Source organism: Halomonas sp. H2 (genome assembly GCF_050215315.1).
Lineage (GTDB): Bacteria > Pseudomonadota > Gammaproteobacteria > Pseudomonadales > Halomonadaceae > Vreelandella.
Genome location: NZ_CP189760.1, coordinates 2747745 through 2763952, shown reverse-complemented (window position 1 = coordinate 2763952; position 16208 = coordinate 2747745). Strand labels below are relative to the sequence as shown.

The window sequence follows — 16208 nt, the reverse complement described above, 5'->3', positions numbered from 1 at the left end:
ACCGTAGGGTCAGAAGTATCATCACTGACGTAACATTAGTATCAGCTGTGAAATCATTGGCAGCGTGGCGATCAAAAAACCAACCCCCGCCAGTGCGTAGCCCGGCCAGCGGCGTGTCATCTTTTGCGCCAAGGTTAGGCCGACTAAACACACCGCCATACCGATTAAATTGAAAGCCAGTGTGGCGGCCTCTAGCCATTGCTGTGGATCCATTGGCTCTCCCCTGTGCATGTAATGGCGCACATTAACAAAGCATTCATGAACAGAAGGTTAACCGCGGCTTAGGGTGGTGCCTAACAGGTGCTGAGCGCCAGGTACCAGCCACACCGGGTCGAGGCGCGTATTGGCGGCTTCAACGCAGATAAAGTGGCGCGCTGCCTCGGCGGGGGTATCGCTAGGAAGTTCGTTGTTGGGGTGCCATACCACCGTTGAGTCACTCGACTGCTTGCCGATGTGCAGGCTACGCCCGCCATCATTGAGCATTACGGCTTCGTTGGTGTGGTAAATGCGGTCTACGGCGCCTTGAACCGCCAACGTGCCCTGTTGGTCGCTTTCCGCAAAGTCACGCAGTTTGTCGAGATAGCGCGCGCCGGAGAGGCCTTCCAAACGACACTGATGAATATCGGCAACAGCGAGATAGGTGTGCAGCGCGCCGCTGGTTTTGACTGGCGTTTCGCCGATATTTTCACTAATCAGCTCAACGTTGAGCCGCTGCGCATTCGCTTGCACCACTAACCGGGCGGTGAGCTGAGTGTGCAGGCGCTGTTCGGGTGAAAGGTGCACTTCAATCCCTTCAGCGTGTTCATCAACGGCGTCCAGATGCCACTGGGCGTGCCGGGCGAGGCCATGGAACGGGCCATCGCGGTTGGGGCTTTCATCGGCATAGCGCTCGTCGGCAAACCACGGCCAGCAGAGTGGAATGCCTCCGCGGATAGCGCCAGGCAGCATCTGAGGGGTTGGCGTCAGCCAAAGCCAGTCAGTGTCGCCGTTGGGGCAGAAGTGCAGTACTTGAGCACCCTGTAAGCTGATGGCCAACTCGCCCCATGGCATATTAAAAAGCACTACATCGCGGCCTTGCCAATTGGCCGTTTGCTGACCATCGGTGCTTTTAAGTAGTTGTTTGAGCGAGTCGGGAATCATGAATTTTCCTTTAAGAGTAGCCAAGCATCCGCACCAATAGGCGCTGAACAGTAACGCTGTGTGCTATGGTAGAACAAGCATGGCTGGTAGGTAAAACGCCTGCTAACATACGTAGCTGAAACCCGTAAATAAACCAGTAATTGAAATAGTAAGGAGACTATATGGGATCTCTTATTGGGGCATTGATCATTGGTGGTTTAGCTGGTTGGATTGCTGGCAATATCATGCGCGGCGGCGGTTTTGGCATCCTGGGTAATATCGGTGTCGGTATCGTCGGTGCGTTCATTGGCCGTATGTTGTTTGGCCTTTTGGGCCTTGCTTCCGGCAATATCATTGGTTCGCTGGTCACCGCGACCGTGGGTGCCGTGGTGCTTCTTTGGATAATCAGTAAAGTTAAAAAAGCCTAGCGATTGAGTTGCTACCTGTATAACACCGCCCGGCCTTGTGTCGGGCGGTGTCGTTTTATACCTACCGATGCCTAGGGCTATCGGTGTTCGCGCCACTTTCCGTTACACTAGGCAGCTTTATTCCGGCTTTATTCCGGCTTTATTCCGGCTTTTGGCTGGTGGTGACCCTGCGTTAGTTGGTGGTAATACTATGCTTTTTCGAGGTGCCTCTTGATCGACGCGTTAAATGCCTGGTGGGCCCAACAGCTGGTGCTGTGTGATTGGGCGTTTACTCCTCATCCGTTGGCGGTCGATGCAGGGGCGGCGGAACAGCGCCTGCTACAACTGGGCATTACCAGCCGGGGCGAGCTGGCCGAACAGCTGTTCCATGGGCTGGGTGCGCCCGCAGGCAGTGCAGACCGTTTGCTAGGCGCTCTGGAGTGGGCCGCACTGGCGGGGGCGGCTGGCTGGTTAGAAGCTGATCAAGCTCGTAACTGGGCGCACCATCTAACCCGTCGCATCACCAGCGATTACAGCGATCTACGTGCCTGGCTAGCTGATCTACGCCGTGCGTTAGGCGCGCGGGGCTGGGAAGTGGGGGCCGATGACCGTTTTATTGACGCCTGTCAGGCGTTGGCCAAGCTCGAAACCGATGGCGAGGGGGTAACTTGGGAGTCGCTTGAATACGCCCTGGCTGAACTGCCGAGCCCCGCGCCACTATGGCCCCAGCAGCCTGAAGCGCAGAGCTGGCGGCTATGCGCGCTGTTCCGGCCGATTATTGCCTATCCGGCCAGCCAAGCCGACTGGCCTGAAGCCACTGAGTGGCTGGCCCACGTGTGGGATGTTCATGACCGTGATGCCCTGCTAGGTGCCATGCTTTGGCTAGGCGCTCAGGGCGAACGCCAGCGCTGGGACATTGAAGCCCGTGAGCTATCGAGTATGGACAACGCCCAGCGCATGGAGTGGCAGCGCAGCGTGGTGGAAGAGTCGCCCTATGCACCGGTACTGAATAAGTTTGTTAGCCAAGGAGAGCCTCTGGAGTGGGCAGCCTGGGATTGGTTGCGGATAGTAGAGCTTGCCTGGGCGGGCGCCTGCTGTGGTTGGCTTAGCCAGGCAGAGGCTGATGACCTGGCGGCGCACGCCGCTGATTTGATTACTCATCGCTATCACGATTGGTACGCGGTGCTGAACGCCTACGGGCGGGGGGAGAGCCTGTTTGACGGTCTCGACCGGCGGGGTAAAACACCCAGCGAGCGGCATCAGTTGCTGCTGCATAGCGCCCACAGTCCTTGGCTGCGTCCGCCGGGGGAACTGCTGGATGAAGCGACGCGCAAGGCTTCTCAAACGCGCATTCGTCAATGGCGTAATACACCCCATCACTGGCTGCTGGCGCTGGCCAGCGTTCGCGAGCCGGATGCCATGCTGCGTCAAATAGATCCATCATCGGCACTGCCTGAAGAGCAGCGAGCCGACGCAGCGCTGTATTTGCAGGAGTCGCTGGGCTTGCATGCCGATGAAGGTGCTCATGCACTTGCCCGCTACTGGCTGCCCGCCCAGGCACACCATCTTAATCAGCTGGCGGCTGATGCCGTACACGGCGTTTTGCCGCCATCGCAGAGCTGGTTTGGCCAGCCAACCCTGGAAGAGTTAAAGCAGCGTAATGCTGTAAAGGGTGTGAGCCGCCACGCGGCTACTATTCATATGGCTGAAAAGTTCGCTTTCTATCTGCATATGTCACTCGACAGCGGTTTGCTGGATCGTGCGCCGTTAATGGCATACGCCAGCGCGCTGCGTAGCTGCCTATGCCGTTTTTATCCCAATTCCAAGCGCCTGTTAGAAGCCTGGTTTGCTTGGGAGAGCTGCCTGCCCGAACCTGAACATGCCTCGCTAATTAATGAAATTGTTTGGCATATTGAAGACCCCGGCAGCCTGTTTCACTGGCTGGATTGGCGCCATAACGCCTGGTGCGAGCCGGGAAGTCGGCCTACTTTGAACCACTTCACTGCTATGTCGCTGGTGGGCCCCCTTAACAGTGCGGTGTGGAGCGAGCCCCAGCCTGAGAGTGCGCGAGAGTGCGCCGAGATTCGTGAATGGGTGGATAGCCACTACCACCTGAATAGCGCTGGCGATATGCAGGAATTTTTGACCTACATGCTTGAGGCAGGGGATCGCCAGGAGTACCAGATTAACTACGCGCCCTATACCCTCAACGCTGAGCGTTTGGATGCCGAGATCGCCATTGTTGAGTCCGGCGACTGTTCAGAAGACGACCGCCACCATCTGCTTCGCTTACGCCGCGTCCGTGATAACGAAGACGGCTGTAATGAGGTCGATATGGCGGCCTGGGATATTGCGCAATTGGTCGATCTGGCAATTGCTGCGCGGCAGTTGGGCTGGCTGGATAGCGCGGCCTTTGCAAACGTGCTGGATAGCGCCTATCAGTTGGCCGCCGATCATTATGCCGGTTGGCAAGAGTACGCGATGGGGATGTATGCAGGCTTCTCATTTTTTATGGGCGACACTCCAGAGCGGGAGAGCTTTTTAGCCGGTTTTCGCCAAGCGCTAGTGGCCTGGGTATGTGGCGCGCCGATGTTGGCGGGGCCGTGGGTTAGCCTGGATTTTCCTGGCAATAAACCGCGCCATTTTGCACCCTTGCATATCGATACACTGCCGGGCGACCAGCGCACGTTACATTAGGCTCGCCAAACATATGATAAGTAGCTTATAGTCGTGCGTGGAAAAATGAGTTTTGTCATACCACCCCCATTATTAATGTCACGAGGTTAATCGCATGGTTGCGCTGCCACGCTCCGCTGTGATCGCTGTCCGTTTTTTAAGTATTTGTTTTTTTGTTACTTTATTTGCTGGCTGTGCGGCTTCTTCCCGACAGAGTAACACCCAGGCGCCGGAGAACTATTTCTCTATGGCGCTACCGGGAATGGGGGATAGTCCGTTAATGTCGCCGGTTGATCCAATCGATGCACAGTTGCGTAACCTGCAAGAACCGCCACCAACAATGGTTCGTGAGGCTTTACTGGCCCAGCATCAACGCTGGGCAGGCACGCCTTACCGGATTGGCGGTACCACCGAACGAGGAATTGATTGTTCTGCGCTGGTCCGCAATGTTTACCGTGACACCTTTAATTTAGAGCTCCCGCGTTCTACCCGTGGTCAAGTGCACGAGGGGCGCCCGATCGACCGCCAAGAGCTGCTGGCGGGCGATCTGGTGTTCTTCAGCCCACCGGGCCGCTATAACCATGTAGGCATCTACGTGGGCGATGGCTATTTTCTTCACGCCTCCTCCTCGAAAGGGGTGATGATATCCAGCTTGGATAATAGCTACTGGCGGCGCTACTATTGGCAGGCCCGTCGCGCGCTGGAGCCAACCCATGTGGCCCAGCTGAGTAGTCGCACTTACTAGCTGTCTGACTCTCGTTTAGGAATGGCATGATTAAAGCCAAAACGCGCGCCTGGTGGCGTGCCACCTTGGCGCTTTGCCTAGGTTCATTTCTGGTTTTTATTAATCTCTATGCACCGCAGCCGCTGCTGCCAGGGTTAAAGGAGACTTACGACGTCTCAACCCTGGGCGTCAGCCTGCTTATGTCGGTATCTACCCTCTCTTTAGCCATGGCGCTACTGGTATTCGGGCCGCTCTCGGACGCTATTGGTCGCGAAGGCATCATGCGCATTACTTTGCTGCTTGCAGGCGGCTGTTCCCTTGCGTTGGCCTTCGCACCCACCTTTGAAAGTTTGCTGCTGCTACGTCTAGTGCAGGGATTTGTGCTGGGAGGGCTACCGGCGGTGGCTATTGCCTGGATGGGTGATGAGTTTGAAAAGCCTGCGCTGTTGAGTGCCGTCGGGCTCTATATTGGTGCCAATTCTCTCGGCGGTATCAGCGGGCGAATAGTAGGTGGGGCCACCGCCGAAGTCGGTGGGACGAGCGCCGTCTTTCTAGCGGTTGGGGCGATGACGCTAATCGGCTGCTTGGTATTTTGGCGTCTGTTACCCAATAGCCGTGCTTTTACTCCGCAACGCTTTGAGCTGCGCAAAGCGGCGGCTGATTTACTCGCTCATTTGCGTACCCCGGTGTTGCTCGCTGCTTACTGTTTAGGCGGCATTAACTTCCTGATTTTTATAAATCAATATAGCTATATCACCTTTCGTTTGGCGGCCGAGCCGTATCAGCTGGCTGCCAGCGGGCTGGGACTGATTTTCTTGACCTATCTCGGCGGTACTTTCGGTTCGATGATTTCTGGCCGCTTGGCCGGCCGCTTTTCCCCCGCAGCGTGCATGATGGTAGGCGTGATAATTTTAATGCTGGGCACGGCGATTACGTTAGCGGATTCGCTGGTGCTGATTATTGCTGGCTTAAGTGTTAATGCCTTCGGTTTTTTCCTGGCCCATTCGTTGGCGTCCAGTTGGGTAGGCCGCTACGCCCAGGGTGCCCGGGGCAGTGCTTCGGCGCTGTATCTGGTGTTTTACTACGTGGGCGCCAGTTTAGGCGGTTTCTGGCTGGAGCCGTTCTGGCGCTGGGCCGGGTGGCCGGGGGTAAGCGTTGGCTCGTGGCTGCTGCTAAGTATTACGCTGATGATTGCCTTCGGCCTGTGGCGTTTTGAACGTCGTCAGGCAAAGAGTGCCGCCGTTTTGGCAAAAAAAAGGTGACCCGGAGGTCACCTTTTTTGGTCGTTAGTGCGAGCACTCTTAGTGCTCAACGCCGCCTTCGCCGTGCACGTGGCCGTGCTCAACTTCTTCAGCGCTGGCTTCGCGTACTTCAGCGATCTCAACATCAAAGTTGAGCTGCTGTCCTGCCAGCGGGTGGTTGCCATCAACCACAACCGTATCGCCTTCGACTTTCTTGACGGTAACCATCAATGGGCCGCCTTGAGTCTGGGCTTGGAACTGCATGCCCGGCTCAATGCTTTCAACGCCTTGAAATGCATCGCGCGGTACTTCTTGCATCAGTTGCTCTTGCAACTCGCCGTAACCTTCTTCAGGCGATACGGCAACGTTCAGTTTCTCGCCCGCTGCACGACCTTCCAGCTCTTTTTCAAGACCTGGAATAATGTTACCGGCGCCGTGGAGGTAGGTAAGCGGCTCACGGCCTTCAGAACTGTCTAGCACTTCACCTGCATCGTTGGTCAGGGTGTAGTGAAACGCGACAACCGAGTTTTGCGCAATTTGCATGGAATAACCTTTCGGTGAGTGCATGTCCCAATATGGTAACGCGTGTGGACTGGCTTGTCAGGGGGGGGGACGGCGCTTTTTCCTATTCACCACTTGCGGCGGTATTGCGTACCAAGGTGACCAGGGATACCCTACGATCATTACTTTTCCCTTTGTCCTATCACTTTTGGAGCATGCAATGACGATCTTGATTATTTGGCTTGTCGCATTTTGCCTGATTGCTTATTTTTCCTATCAGCGCTGGAACAGCGGCGTCAGCCAGGGGTTGGATAAGGTGTTGCCCGGGTTTTTGAAAAGCCATGGCGATAACCGTTATCTATGGGTGATTACGCTGGCAGTATTGGGCGCGACGACGCTGGTGAAGCCGGTTGATATATTGCTGGTCGTTATTCTATTGGGTCTCATTGGCTGGGCCGTCATGGCGCTGGTTAACTGGGCGGGCAACAAAGCTCACTGACGGTGCCGATAGTCATAAAATGGTAAGAAAATAGTCACAAAAAAGTCCGGCCATCACGTTAGATGGCCGGACTTTTTTGTGACGTTTAAACACTATTCATTAGCGCTTCATAGATTAATAAGGCGCAACGCTCATGTTCGCGCCGCTACCGATCAGGCGAACACGCTGACCGGCTTGGAATTGGCGGTCTGCACGTTGAACGACCACAATGTCAGAGCCATCGTCACGACGAATTTCCATTTCCAGTGCATTGACGCGGTTAGTTGCATCTTCAGCGGCGGTTCCTGCAACCGCACCGCCGAGTGCCCCAGCAACCGTTGCCAATTGACGACCTGAACCACCGCCGACTTGGTTGCCCAGAAGCCCACCAATGATCGCACCGCCACCACTACCTAAAAGGCCTCCAGCACGGCTATCGGCTTGAATCTGTACCGGGCGAACCGCCACGATAGTGCCGTAGGTGACGCTTTGGCCTGTTTTAGCTTGGTTGCCGCTATAGACATCGCCAGAGTAGCCAGATGTATTAGCACAGCCTGCTAGGGTGAGCATGCTCATGGCGGCGATAGGTAAAAGAAGACGTTTCATTAAAACCTCCAGGGTGTCTATTTTGATAACTGTCGCGGAGCGATTAAAGTTATAGAACAGTGTTCGCTAAAAATAGCTGATGCCATTGGTTTTGACCAGCAACCATTTAAAAAGATCAAAGCGAATGTGCAGTCGCTAATAAATAGCCTAAGTCAGAGTGTAACAGCGTATTAAGAAAACAGTGTGCAAATATACCTCAACGATCAAAAACAGGAGGCCTTGAGGCCTCCTGTTACAGGGTTACATGGTCTGTTAAAGCACTAAAGCCTGTTAACTAGCCAAACTGGTTCATCGTGTTGTCTTTGCCACCGGCTTTGAGTGCGGCATCGCCGTGGAAGAATTCTTTATGGTCATCACCGATATTGGAGCCGGCCATATCCTGGTGACGAACCGTGGCGATTCCCTGGCGGATTTCCTGGCGCTGGACGCCTTTCACGTAAGCCAGCATGCCTTCGTCGCCGAAGTAGCCTTTCGCCAGATTGTCGGTGGACAGAGCGGCGGTATGGTAAGTCGGCAGGGTGATTAAGTGGTGGAAGATCCCCGCTTCGCGAGATGAGTCACGCTGGAAGTTACGCGTCCACTCATCGGCCAACTGGCCAAGCTCTGTTACGTCGTACTCGGCGCTCATCAGTTTTTCACGCTGGTAGGCCGAGACATCTTTACCCTCTTCCTGCCAAGCATCAAACACCTGCTGGCGGAAGTTCAGCGTCCAGTTGAATGACGGTGAATTGTTGTAGACCAGCTTGGCATCCGGCACTACTGCACGAATCTTGTTAACCATGCTGGCAATCTGGCCTACATGGGGCTTCTCGGTTTCAATCCACAGCAGGTCGGCGCCGTTTTGCAGGCTGGTGATGCAGTCCAGAATAACGCGGTCTTCGCCGGTGCCAGGTTTGAACTGGTAAAGGCCCGAGGCGAGGCGCTTGGGTTTAACCAGTTTGCCGTTCTGCTTGATGACCACATCGCCATTGTTAATATCGGCGGCGTTCTCGATTACATCGCCATCCAGGAAGCTGTTGTACTGATCGCCTAGATCTCCGGGCTCGTTGGTGACGGCGATTTTTTGCGTCAAACCAGCGCCAAGTGAGTCGGTACGCGCCACGATAACGCCATCTTCAATGCCGAGCTCCAGGAAGGCATAACGCACGGCGTTAATCTTGGCCAAAAAGTCCTCATGGGGCACGGTGACTTTACCGTCTTGGTGGCCGCACTGTTTTTCGTCAGAGACTTGGTTTTCCAATTGGATGCAGCAGGCACCCGCTTGAATAAACTTCTTGGCCAGCAGGTAAGTGGCCTCTGCGTTACCGAAGCCAGCGTCGATATCAGCAATGATCGGGACGATATGGGTTTCGTAGCTATCAATTTTGCTGATCAGTTCTTGCTCTTTGCCACTATCGCCCGCCTCTTTGGCTTCATCCAGGGCGCGGAACAGGTGGTTAAGTTCCCAAGCATCGGCCTGCTGTAGGAAGGTGTAGAGCTCTTCGATCAGGTCTGCGACGGAGGTCTTTTCGTGCATGGACTGGTCGGGCAGCGGGCCGAACTCGGAACGCAGCGCGGCGACCATCCAGCCTGATAAGTAGAGGTAGCTGCGTTTGGTGGTGCCAAAATGCTTTTTGATCGAGATAAGCTTCTGCTGGCCAATAAAGCCGTGCCAGCAGCCGAGCGACTGGGTGTATTGGGCAGTATCAGCATCGTAGGCTGCCATATCTTCGCGCATAACTTTAGCGGTGTAGCGGGCAATGTCCAGGCCGGTGTGAAAGCGATTTTGAGCGCGCATACGGGCCGCGTATTCAGGCTTGATAGCTTCCCACTTACCGCCTTGCGCTTCGCGTAGTTGAGCCATGGCTTTGATATCGTTGAGCAGTCCTGACATGAGCTTACCCTCTTTGGTCATGATGGTGTTTTGCAAATTAGCATTCACTTATGCTGCGGCTAAGAAGTCCTCTCAGCAGCGTCCCGTTTTTCTGAAACACTGAGCAACTCTCGCGGCGCTGCAATGCAATAACTATCCACCAAGCTAGCGCATTCAACAATTGACACTTGGGGGCACGGGGCGTTGTAACCCGACGACAGGGAGGTAGAGAAAGGGCGTGTTTGTGTAGTGGTTTTTCGACAAGATGGCGGCAAGAGCGCATAAAAAAGCACTGCCGAGGCAGTGCTAGAGATCAATCCAGAGGGCTTGCTTAATCGAGCGAAAGTGCCATTTCTCGATGGGGAATGTCCGCATCCAGGAATTCATCGCCATGAGCGACGAAGCCCAGCCGCTCATAAAATGCCAGGGCATGCACCTGAGCACTGAGGGCCACCTGGGTGTGGCCCGCATGACGTGCCCCCTCAATTGCGGCCTGCATCAGCAGCACACCAATACCGGTGCCGCGGGCATTAGCGAGTACCGCGACACGGCCAATGTGTGCATCGGGCAGCAGGCGTGCGGTGCCTACCGGCTGCCCATCAAGCATGGCAAGAAAGTGCTGGCACTGCGGGTCCAGACCATCCCACTCCTCTTCCTGAGGTACTTTCTGCTCGTCGATAAACACCTTGCGGCGGATCTCGCTGGCAGCCTGGCCCAACGTCTCCCAGGTACCAGTACTGATGTGGGTAATCGCCATTAATACTCCTCGCCATCCTCACTTTCATCGCCCATAAAACCGAGGCTGCCGGTGTTGACCAACTGGGTGATGAGCGCTGCTGCACCGTCAAGCTCAAGGTCTTCGGCGTAGAGTGGGGTGGTATCGGCTAGGCGTTTGGCTAATTCAGTTGAGCAGGCGTGGCCGTCACCATCTACAAATAGCGTGGTACCGCTGGCATCGTTACGCCAGGCAAAGCGTGAGCCGGGCATATGGTAAAGTGGCTCGCCCTCTTGTAGTTGAGCAACAAGCGCCGCTTCGGTTAGCGGTGTTTCAAGTGGCACCACTTGATCCACATACTTGGGCTGGGTCATCACCCGGCCAAACCACTGGGCAACTTGGGCCGGGTTGTCCAGTGTCGACATAATCAACTGGCGCATACGCTCAACGGCGGCGTCGTCCAGCTCACCGGGCTGCTGGGCAGGCGCCATACCCGCATCGCTGTAACGCTGAGAGGCAGGAAGCTGTTCGCCGAGGTAGTCCGCATATGAGGTGATCGCCTCATCGGCGGAAGGTGCGCGAAAACCCACTGAAATGGTCATGCAGTCATCGCTTTGGCTAACACCGTGATGCGCCCAGCCAGGTGGGAGATAGAGCATGTCGCCGGGGTCCAGCACCCAGTCAGAGTCCGGCTCTACGCTGAATTCTTTCAAAATACGCAGGTCAATACCTTGGATAATCGGCGCATCTTCGGTCAGTTTGCCACCCAGCTGCCAGCGACGGTGGCCGCTGGCTTGGAGCAGGAAAACGTCGTACTGGTCGAGATGCGCGCCCACATTGCCGCCCGGAGGCGCGTAGCTGATCATTACATCATCGAGCCGCCAGCGGGGCAGGAAATCGAACTCGTCCAGTAGCGCCGCCACCGAGGGCACGTAGTGGTCAACCGCTTGGACCAGCAGGCTCCAGTTGGTTTCCGGCAGCCGTTCAAAGGTGGCCTCATCGAAAGGGCCGTGGGAGACCTGCCATGGGCCTTCGGGGCCTTCTTCTTCGACCAAGCGCGCCTCTACGCCAGGCTCGCAGGCAAGCCCTGCCAGCTCGTCGGCTTCAATCGGGCTGATGAAGTCGGGCACCGCACCGCGAATCAGCAGCGGTTTTTGCTGCCAATAGTTGGCCAGAAAGTCGGCGGCGGTAAGGTCGCCCAGCAGGGTTAACGGCTTATCGTGATGGTTCATGGCATGCCCTGGCGTTAGTAAGTTGGCGATATAAAGTAGCGTTATAAAGGAAGCTGTTATAAACAGTTTAACTGTTGTGTCAGCGCTTCGGCCTGGGCCTGAGCATTACCAATATAATTGGCCGGTGAGAGCGCCTTCAACTCGATTTTAACTTCGCTGGGCAATTCCAGCGTATCAATAAACGCTGCAAAGCCCGCTTGGTCGATACGTTTGCCGCGGGTCAGCTGCTTGAGTTTTTCGTAGGGCTTTTCAATGCCGTAGCGGCGCATAACGGTTTGAATTGGCTCGGCGAGCACTTCCCAGCTGTTATCCAGGTCAACGTCTAAACGCTCCGGGTTGGCTTCCAACTTACTGATGCCTTTCAGGCTGGCGTGGTAAGCAATCAAACCATAGGCCAGGCCCACGCCCAGGTTGCGCAGCACAGTAGAGTCGGTCAGGTCACGCTGCCAGCGGGAAATCGGCAGTTTCTGGGCGAGGTGGCTAAGAACTGCATTGGCCAGGCCCAGGTTGCCCTCGGAGTTTTCAAAGTCGATCGGGTTAACCTTGTGCGGCATGGTCGATGAGCCAATCTCACCCTCAACCGTGCGCTGCTTAAAGTAACTCAATGAAATATAGCCCCATACGTCGCGATCGAAGTCGATCAGGGTCGTATTGAAGCGGCAAATAGCATCGAAAAGTTCGGCGATATAGTCGTGAGGCTCGATCTGGGTGGTGTAAGGGTTAAAGGTTAACCCTAGGCCTTCCACGAAGGTGCGCGCGTTGGCTTCCCAATCGATCTCTGGGTAGGTGGTCAGGTGAGCGTTGTAATTGCCCACGGCGCCATTGATTTTGCCCAGCACTTCCACCGCTTCAATCTGCTTGAGCTGGCGCTTAAGGCGGTAGGCAACGTTGGCCATCTCTTTGCCCAGCGTGGTGGGCGTTGCCGTTTGCCCGTGAGTGCGGGAAAGCATCGGCTGGGCGGCGTGGACAATCGCCAGCTTGGCGATTTCGTCAGCGACTTCGTGCATGGTAGGCAGCATGGCGTTCAGGCCATCGCTGAGCATCACGCCGTAAGAGAGGTTGTTAATATCTTCACTGGTGCAGGCAAAGTGAATAAACTCGGTGACCGCATGCAGCTCGGCTTGATCGGCAATTTTCTCTTTGAGGAAGTACTCCACCGCCTTGACGTCGTGGTTGGTGGTGCGCTCGATCTCTTTGATGCGCTCGGCATCAGCGATCGAAAATTCACGAATCAACTGCTCAAGAAACGCAGTTGCTTCTGCAGAGAGCGGCGGCACTTCGATGATTTGCGTGTGCTCAGCCAAGCGCTGTAGCCAGCGAACTTCCACAATCACTCGGGCGCGGATCAAGCCGAACTCACTGAAGTGTTCGCGCAGGGCAGCGGCTTTAGAGGCGTAGCGGCCGTCAACGGGAGAGAGGGCGGTCAAAGCAGAGAGTTGCATGGCATGGTTTCCAGATGATTCGAGAACAGGTTAGTCGAGAACAAATTAAGCGAGAACAGAATAGTCGATTGGGTAGCGGTCAGCTGAGGTTGTCCAGCGCCCGGCGCAGCGCCTTGCGCTGGAATACCAGCTTCCACCGCCGCCCGCCTTGTTGATGCCACAGTAACCCAAAGCGAATCCCTGCCATTAGGCAGGCGCGCACGCGCTCGGGCATCATGCGGCTCTGCAATAGCGAGGGGTCACCCTGCACCACAATGCGGGTTTTAAAGGTGGAGATAGTCTCTTGGTAGGCTTCCCCCAGACTGGCGACCACGTTTTCATGGGTAGAGCCGAAATGCTCGGCCTGACCCTGAATGCGGGTGAGCTTCTGGCCCAAGGAATCCATCATGTCGTTGTTGGTGCGTAGTTTATTCATTAGCATCAGCAGCGAAAAACCATAACGCAGCACCACCGGGTTGGCCTGCTTGCGGCCCACCAGGGCTTCTAAGGTGTCCAGGCCGCGGCGAAGATTATTGGGGTGCCCGCCGTAAATAGCTGCAAAGCTTTCCGGGTTGGTATCCACGGTAGCTTCAATCAGTGTCTCCCAGGCGCGAGTATCCACTTGGCCGGTGCGGGCGAGTTCGTCTACCAGGCTGGCGGCTTGAAACACGCCCGCCAAAGCTAGTGCTTGGCGGGCAGCGGATGAGTCGGGTGCGCGATGAATCGGGGTAGGGGAGTTCATGCAGCAGCCTCCGCGGCTTTCTTCCAGGTAGCGCGGATAACGCCGCCGCCCAAGCAAATGTCGCCATCATAAAGCACCAGCGATTGACCAGGGGTGACCGCCCACTGTGGATCGTCGAAGGTAACCTCGACACCACCATCTGGCAGCGCGTGCATTTCACAGCCGCAGTCGCTTTGCCGATAACGCGTTTTGGCGGTAAAGCGGCCCTGTTGAACCGGCGGCTCGCCAGCTACCCAATCCATGGCCTCTGTCGCTAATGTGTCGGAGTAGAGCAACTGATCATGCTTACCCTGCACCACGACCAGGACGTTGCGATCCAGGTCTTTCGCCGCCACGTACCACGGCTCTTCTGAGTAGTTGGCGAGCCCACCGATCCCTAAACCCTGGCGCTGGCCTAGGGTGTAGTACATCAGCCCCATATGCTGGCCAATCACGTCGCCATCCGGCGTTTCAATAGTGCCGGGCTGGGCGGGCAAGTACTGCTGCAGGAAATCGCGAAAACGCCGCTCGCCGATAAAACAGATACCGGTGGAGTCTTTTTTCTTGGCGGTAATCAGCCCGTGTTGCTCGGCCAGCGCACGCACGGCGGGTTTCTCCAGTTCCCCCACGGGGAATAGCGTGCGTGCAATGGCGGCTTCCGGCACCGCATGCAGAAAGTAGCTTTGATCTTTATTGCCATCCTGCCCTTTAAGCAGCCGCGGGCGAACATCGCCATCCCCTTGGCGTACCTGACCTTGACGAACGTAATGACCGGTGGCGATTTTGTCGGCACCCAGCATTTCGGCGTACTCAAGGAACACCTTAAATTTGATTTCCCGGTTACACAAAATATCCGGGTTAGGCGTACGGCCGGCTTTGTATTCGGCTAAAAAGTGCTCAAAGACGTTATCCCAGTACTCTGCGGCAAAATTAGCGGTGTGCAGTTTAATGCCGAGCTTTTCGCAGACGGCCTCAGCGTCGGCGAGATCCTCTTTGGCTGTGCAATATTCGGTGCCGTCGTCTTCATCCCAGTTTTTCATAAACAGGCCTTCCACCTCATAGCCTTGCTGCATAAGGAGAAGGGCGGAAACAGACGAGTCGACGCCGCCGGACATGCCGACAATCACTTTGCCGTTAGCGTTTGGCTCGGTAGTCGGTGAACCATTGGTGGATGACCCGGTTGTGGATGACCCGGTTGTGAATGACATAGGCATCCTCAGTTGAAGTAGGGTGCAAATAAGCAGTGTGCAAAAGAGCAATGCGCAATTGGGCGAGGATTATACACGATGGGGGGTAATGGCTTCGAGTGCTTCACTCGCGAATCACCGCCAGCGGATAGTCACGACCACTGAGCGCATCTTCAATACGCTGTAGAACCAGCGGGCTGCGTAGGCGCGCCTGCTGATCCAATCCGCGTATTTGCTCAAGCGTTAACCAGTGGGTAGCGGTGATATCGGGGTCGAGGGCGAGATTAAGCTGGTGCTGCGGCTCGGCAATAAAGCCGTGGCTATGAAATGTCTTCCCATTATCGGTATGAAAAACATACAGCCCAAGGTAGCCGGTGAGCGCCACCCGCCAAGCGGTCTCTTCCTGAACCTCGCGTAGGATCGCGGCGATGGGTCCTTCGCCGGGTTCGATATGCCCAGCGGGCTGGTTAAACACGCTCTGCGAGCCGCCACGCTGCTCCTCGACCATTAAGAACTGCTCGCCTCGCTGAATCACGCAGGCCGCTGTGCTATGAATACAACTCATGAGGGCTTCCTGCGTTTGGCGGTGGGGCGCGCGCGCTGCTCTTTTTGTTGAGCTTTTCGCTGACCAGGGGGCGACGTGGTAAGTCGAGGTGCGTGTAACGTTTCCTTACGCCATTCGCCGGGGGCTAAGCCCTCCAACCGCCAGGGGCCAATGGCGGTGCGAATCAAGCGCAGGGTGGGGAAGCCGACATGGGCGGTCATACGACGCACCTGGCGGTTACGCCCTTCACTGATGGTTAACTCCAGCCAGCTAGTCGACGGGTGGCGCTTGGGGTCGATGGCCGGTTGGCGCGGCGCAGTAGCGGGGGTATCTATTCGCCGCGCCTTGGCGGGCTGGGTAGGGCCATCTTTAAGCGTAATGCCCTGGCGTAACGCCTTGAGCGCCGCGTCGTCAATGTGTCCTTCGACTTGAGCCCAGTAGGTTTTGGGCTGCTTATGGCGAGGGTGAGAGATGCGGTGAATCAATTCGCCGTCATCGCTGAGCAGCAGCAGACCTTCAGAGTCGTAATCAAGCCGGCCGGCGGAGTACACGCCCGGCACAGTAATGACATCGGCTAATGTGGCACGAGCCTGTGTATCAGTAAACTGAGAGAGCATGCGATAGGGTTTATGCAATAAATATAAAGTGCTCATAATCTCTTTAGGGGGCTGCCCTTGATTTGTCGACAATCTCTCATGTGATTAAAATGCAGCGCTGGTATACTTTTCAAAACCGTTTCAACACAACCGTCTCAAAAACCAGCTCAACCACCATCGATTGATAA

Annotated in this window: 17 protein-coding genes; 5 read left to right on the top strand and 12 right to left on the bottom strand. The window is 55.9% G+C overall.

Translation table 11 applies throughout. From position 1 onward, the window contains the following. Window positions 1-21 precede the first annotated feature (21 nt). Both ACQE2I_RS12875 and ACQE2I_RS12870 read right to left on the bottom strand, forming a co-directional pair. The gene (locus ACQE2I_RS12875) at window positions 22-213 is read right to left on the bottom strand and encodes a hypothetical protein (protein WP_427028473.1); all 192 of its coding nucleotides are present in this window, start codon (window positions 211-213) and stop codon (window positions 22-24) included. 57 nt (window positions 214-270) lie between these two features. Beyond that, window positions 271-1140 carry a D-hexose-6-phosphate mutarotase gene (locus ACQE2I_RS12870; protein ID WP_427028472.1) on the bottom strand — a complete coding sequence of 290 codons (870 nt, stop codon included), beginning with the start codon at window positions 1138-1140 and terminating at the stop codon, window positions 271-273. Window positions 1141-1301: 161 nt separating this feature from the next. On the opposite strand from ACQE2I_RS12870, the gene ACQE2I_RS12865 reads away from it, so the two are divergent. The 4 genes from ACQE2I_RS12865 (at window position 1302) to ACQE2I_RS12850 (ending at window position 6188) form a co-directional block, all read left to right on the top strand. Continuing rightward, window positions 1302-1547 (top strand): GlsB/YeaQ/YmgE family stress response membrane protein, encoded by a 246-nt coding sequence (locus ACQE2I_RS12865; RefSeq protein WP_427028471.1) that lies wholly within the window; start codon window positions 1302-1304, stop codon window positions 1545-1547. Between the two features lie 210 nt (window positions 1548-1757). Continuing rightward, on the top strand, window positions 1758-4223 hold the full coding sequence (locus ACQE2I_RS12860) for a YbeU/YbeR family protein (RefSeq protein ID WP_427028470.1): 2466 nt from the start codon (window positions 1758-1760) through the stop codon (window positions 4221-4223). Between the two features lie 94 nt (window positions 4224-4317). After that, the gene (locus ACQE2I_RS12855; RefSeq protein ID WP_427028469.1) at window positions 4318-4947 is read left to right on the top strand and encodes a C40 family peptidase; all 630 of its coding nucleotides are present in this window, start codon (window positions 4318-4320) and stop codon (window positions 4945-4947) included. Window positions 4948-4973: 26 nt separating this feature from the next. Then, on the top strand, window positions 4974-6188 hold the full coding sequence (locus ACQE2I_RS12850; RefSeq protein WP_427028468.1) for an MFS transporter: 1215 nt from the start codon (window positions 4974-4976) through the stop codon (window positions 6186-6188). A 39-nt stretch (window positions 6189-6227) separates the two neighbouring features. On the opposite strand, the gene ACQE2I_RS12845 is transcribed toward ACQE2I_RS12850, so the two are convergent. Continuing rightward, on the bottom strand, window positions 6228-6710 hold the full coding sequence (locus tag ACQE2I_RS12845; protein ID WP_022520436.1) for an FKBP-type peptidyl-prolyl cis-trans isomerase: 483 nt from the start codon (window positions 6708-6710) through the stop codon (window positions 6228-6230). A 178-nt stretch (window positions 6711-6888) separates the two neighbouring features. Between ACQE2I_RS12845 and ACQE2I_RS12840 the strand changes: the two genes are divergently transcribed. After that, window positions 6889-7167, top strand: coding sequence for a hypothetical protein (locus ACQE2I_RS12840; RefSeq protein WP_427028467.1), 279 nt, complete (start codon window positions 6889-6891; stop codon window positions 7165-7167). Window positions 7168-7281: 114 nt separating this feature from the next. On the opposite strand, the gene ACQE2I_RS12835 is transcribed toward ACQE2I_RS12840, so the two are convergent. The 9 genes from ACQE2I_RS12835 to ACQE2I_RS12795 all read right to left on the bottom strand — a co-directional run bounded on the left by ACQE2I_RS12835 (window position 7282) and on the right by ACQE2I_RS12795 (window position 16077). Next, window positions 7282-7752, bottom strand: coding sequence for a glycine zipper 2TM domain-containing protein (locus tag ACQE2I_RS12835; RefSeq protein ID WP_427028466.1), 471 nt, complete (start codon window positions 7750-7752; stop codon window positions 7282-7284). A gap of 274 nt (window positions 7753-8026) precedes the next feature. Next, the gene (locus ACQE2I_RS12830; RefSeq protein WP_427028465.1) at window positions 8027-9625 is read right to left on the bottom strand and encodes an isocitrate lyase; all 1599 of its coding nucleotides are present in this window, start codon (window positions 9623-9625) and stop codon (window positions 8027-8029) included. 310 nt (window positions 9626-9935) lie between these two features. Continuing rightward, window positions 9936-10361, bottom strand: coding sequence for a GNAT family N-acetyltransferase (locus ACQE2I_RS12825; RefSeq protein WP_427028464.1), 426 nt, complete (start codon window positions 10359-10361; stop codon window positions 9936-9938). Next, entirely contained in the window at window positions 10361-11551 is a 1191-nt protein-coding gene (locus ACQE2I_RS12820; RefSeq protein ID WP_427028463.1) for a JmjC domain-containing protein, read from the bottom strand. The genes ACQE2I_RS12825 and ACQE2I_RS12820 overlap by 1 nt, the downstream gene beginning before the upstream one ends. 56 nt (window positions 11552-11607) lie before the next feature. Next, window positions 11608-12993 (bottom strand): adenylosuccinate lyase, encoded by a 1386-nt coding sequence (gene purB / locus ACQE2I_RS12815; RefSeq protein ID WP_427028462.1) that lies wholly within the window; start codon window positions 12991-12993, stop codon window positions 11608-11610. 79 nt (window positions 12994-13072) lie between these two features. Further along, window positions 13073-13714 carry a high frequency lysogenization protein HflD gene (gene hflD / locus ACQE2I_RS12810; protein ID WP_427028461.1) on the bottom strand — a complete coding sequence of 214 codons (642 nt, stop codon included), beginning with the start codon at window positions 13712-13714 and terminating at the stop codon, window positions 13073-13075. Then, window positions 13711-14901 (bottom strand): tRNA 2-thiouridine(34) synthase MnmA, encoded by a 1191-nt coding sequence (mnmA, locus tag ACQE2I_RS12805; protein WP_427028460.1) that lies wholly within the window; start codon window positions 14899-14901, stop codon window positions 13711-13713. Before mnmA ends, hflD begins: the two co-directional genes overlap by 4 nt. A 103-nt stretch (window positions 14902-15004) precedes the next feature. Continuing rightward, entirely contained in the window at window positions 15005-15445 is a 441-nt protein-coding gene (locus ACQE2I_RS12800; RefSeq protein ID WP_427028459.1) for an NUDIX hydrolase, read from the bottom strand. Beyond that, on the bottom strand, window positions 15442-16077 hold the full coding sequence (locus tag ACQE2I_RS12795) for a pseudouridine synthase (RefSeq protein WP_427028458.1): 636 nt from the start codon (window positions 16075-16077) through the stop codon (window positions 15442-15444). The genes ACQE2I_RS12800 and ACQE2I_RS12795 overlap by 4 nt, the downstream gene beginning before the upstream one ends. Between the last annotated feature and the right edge of the window lie 131 nt (window positions 16078-16208).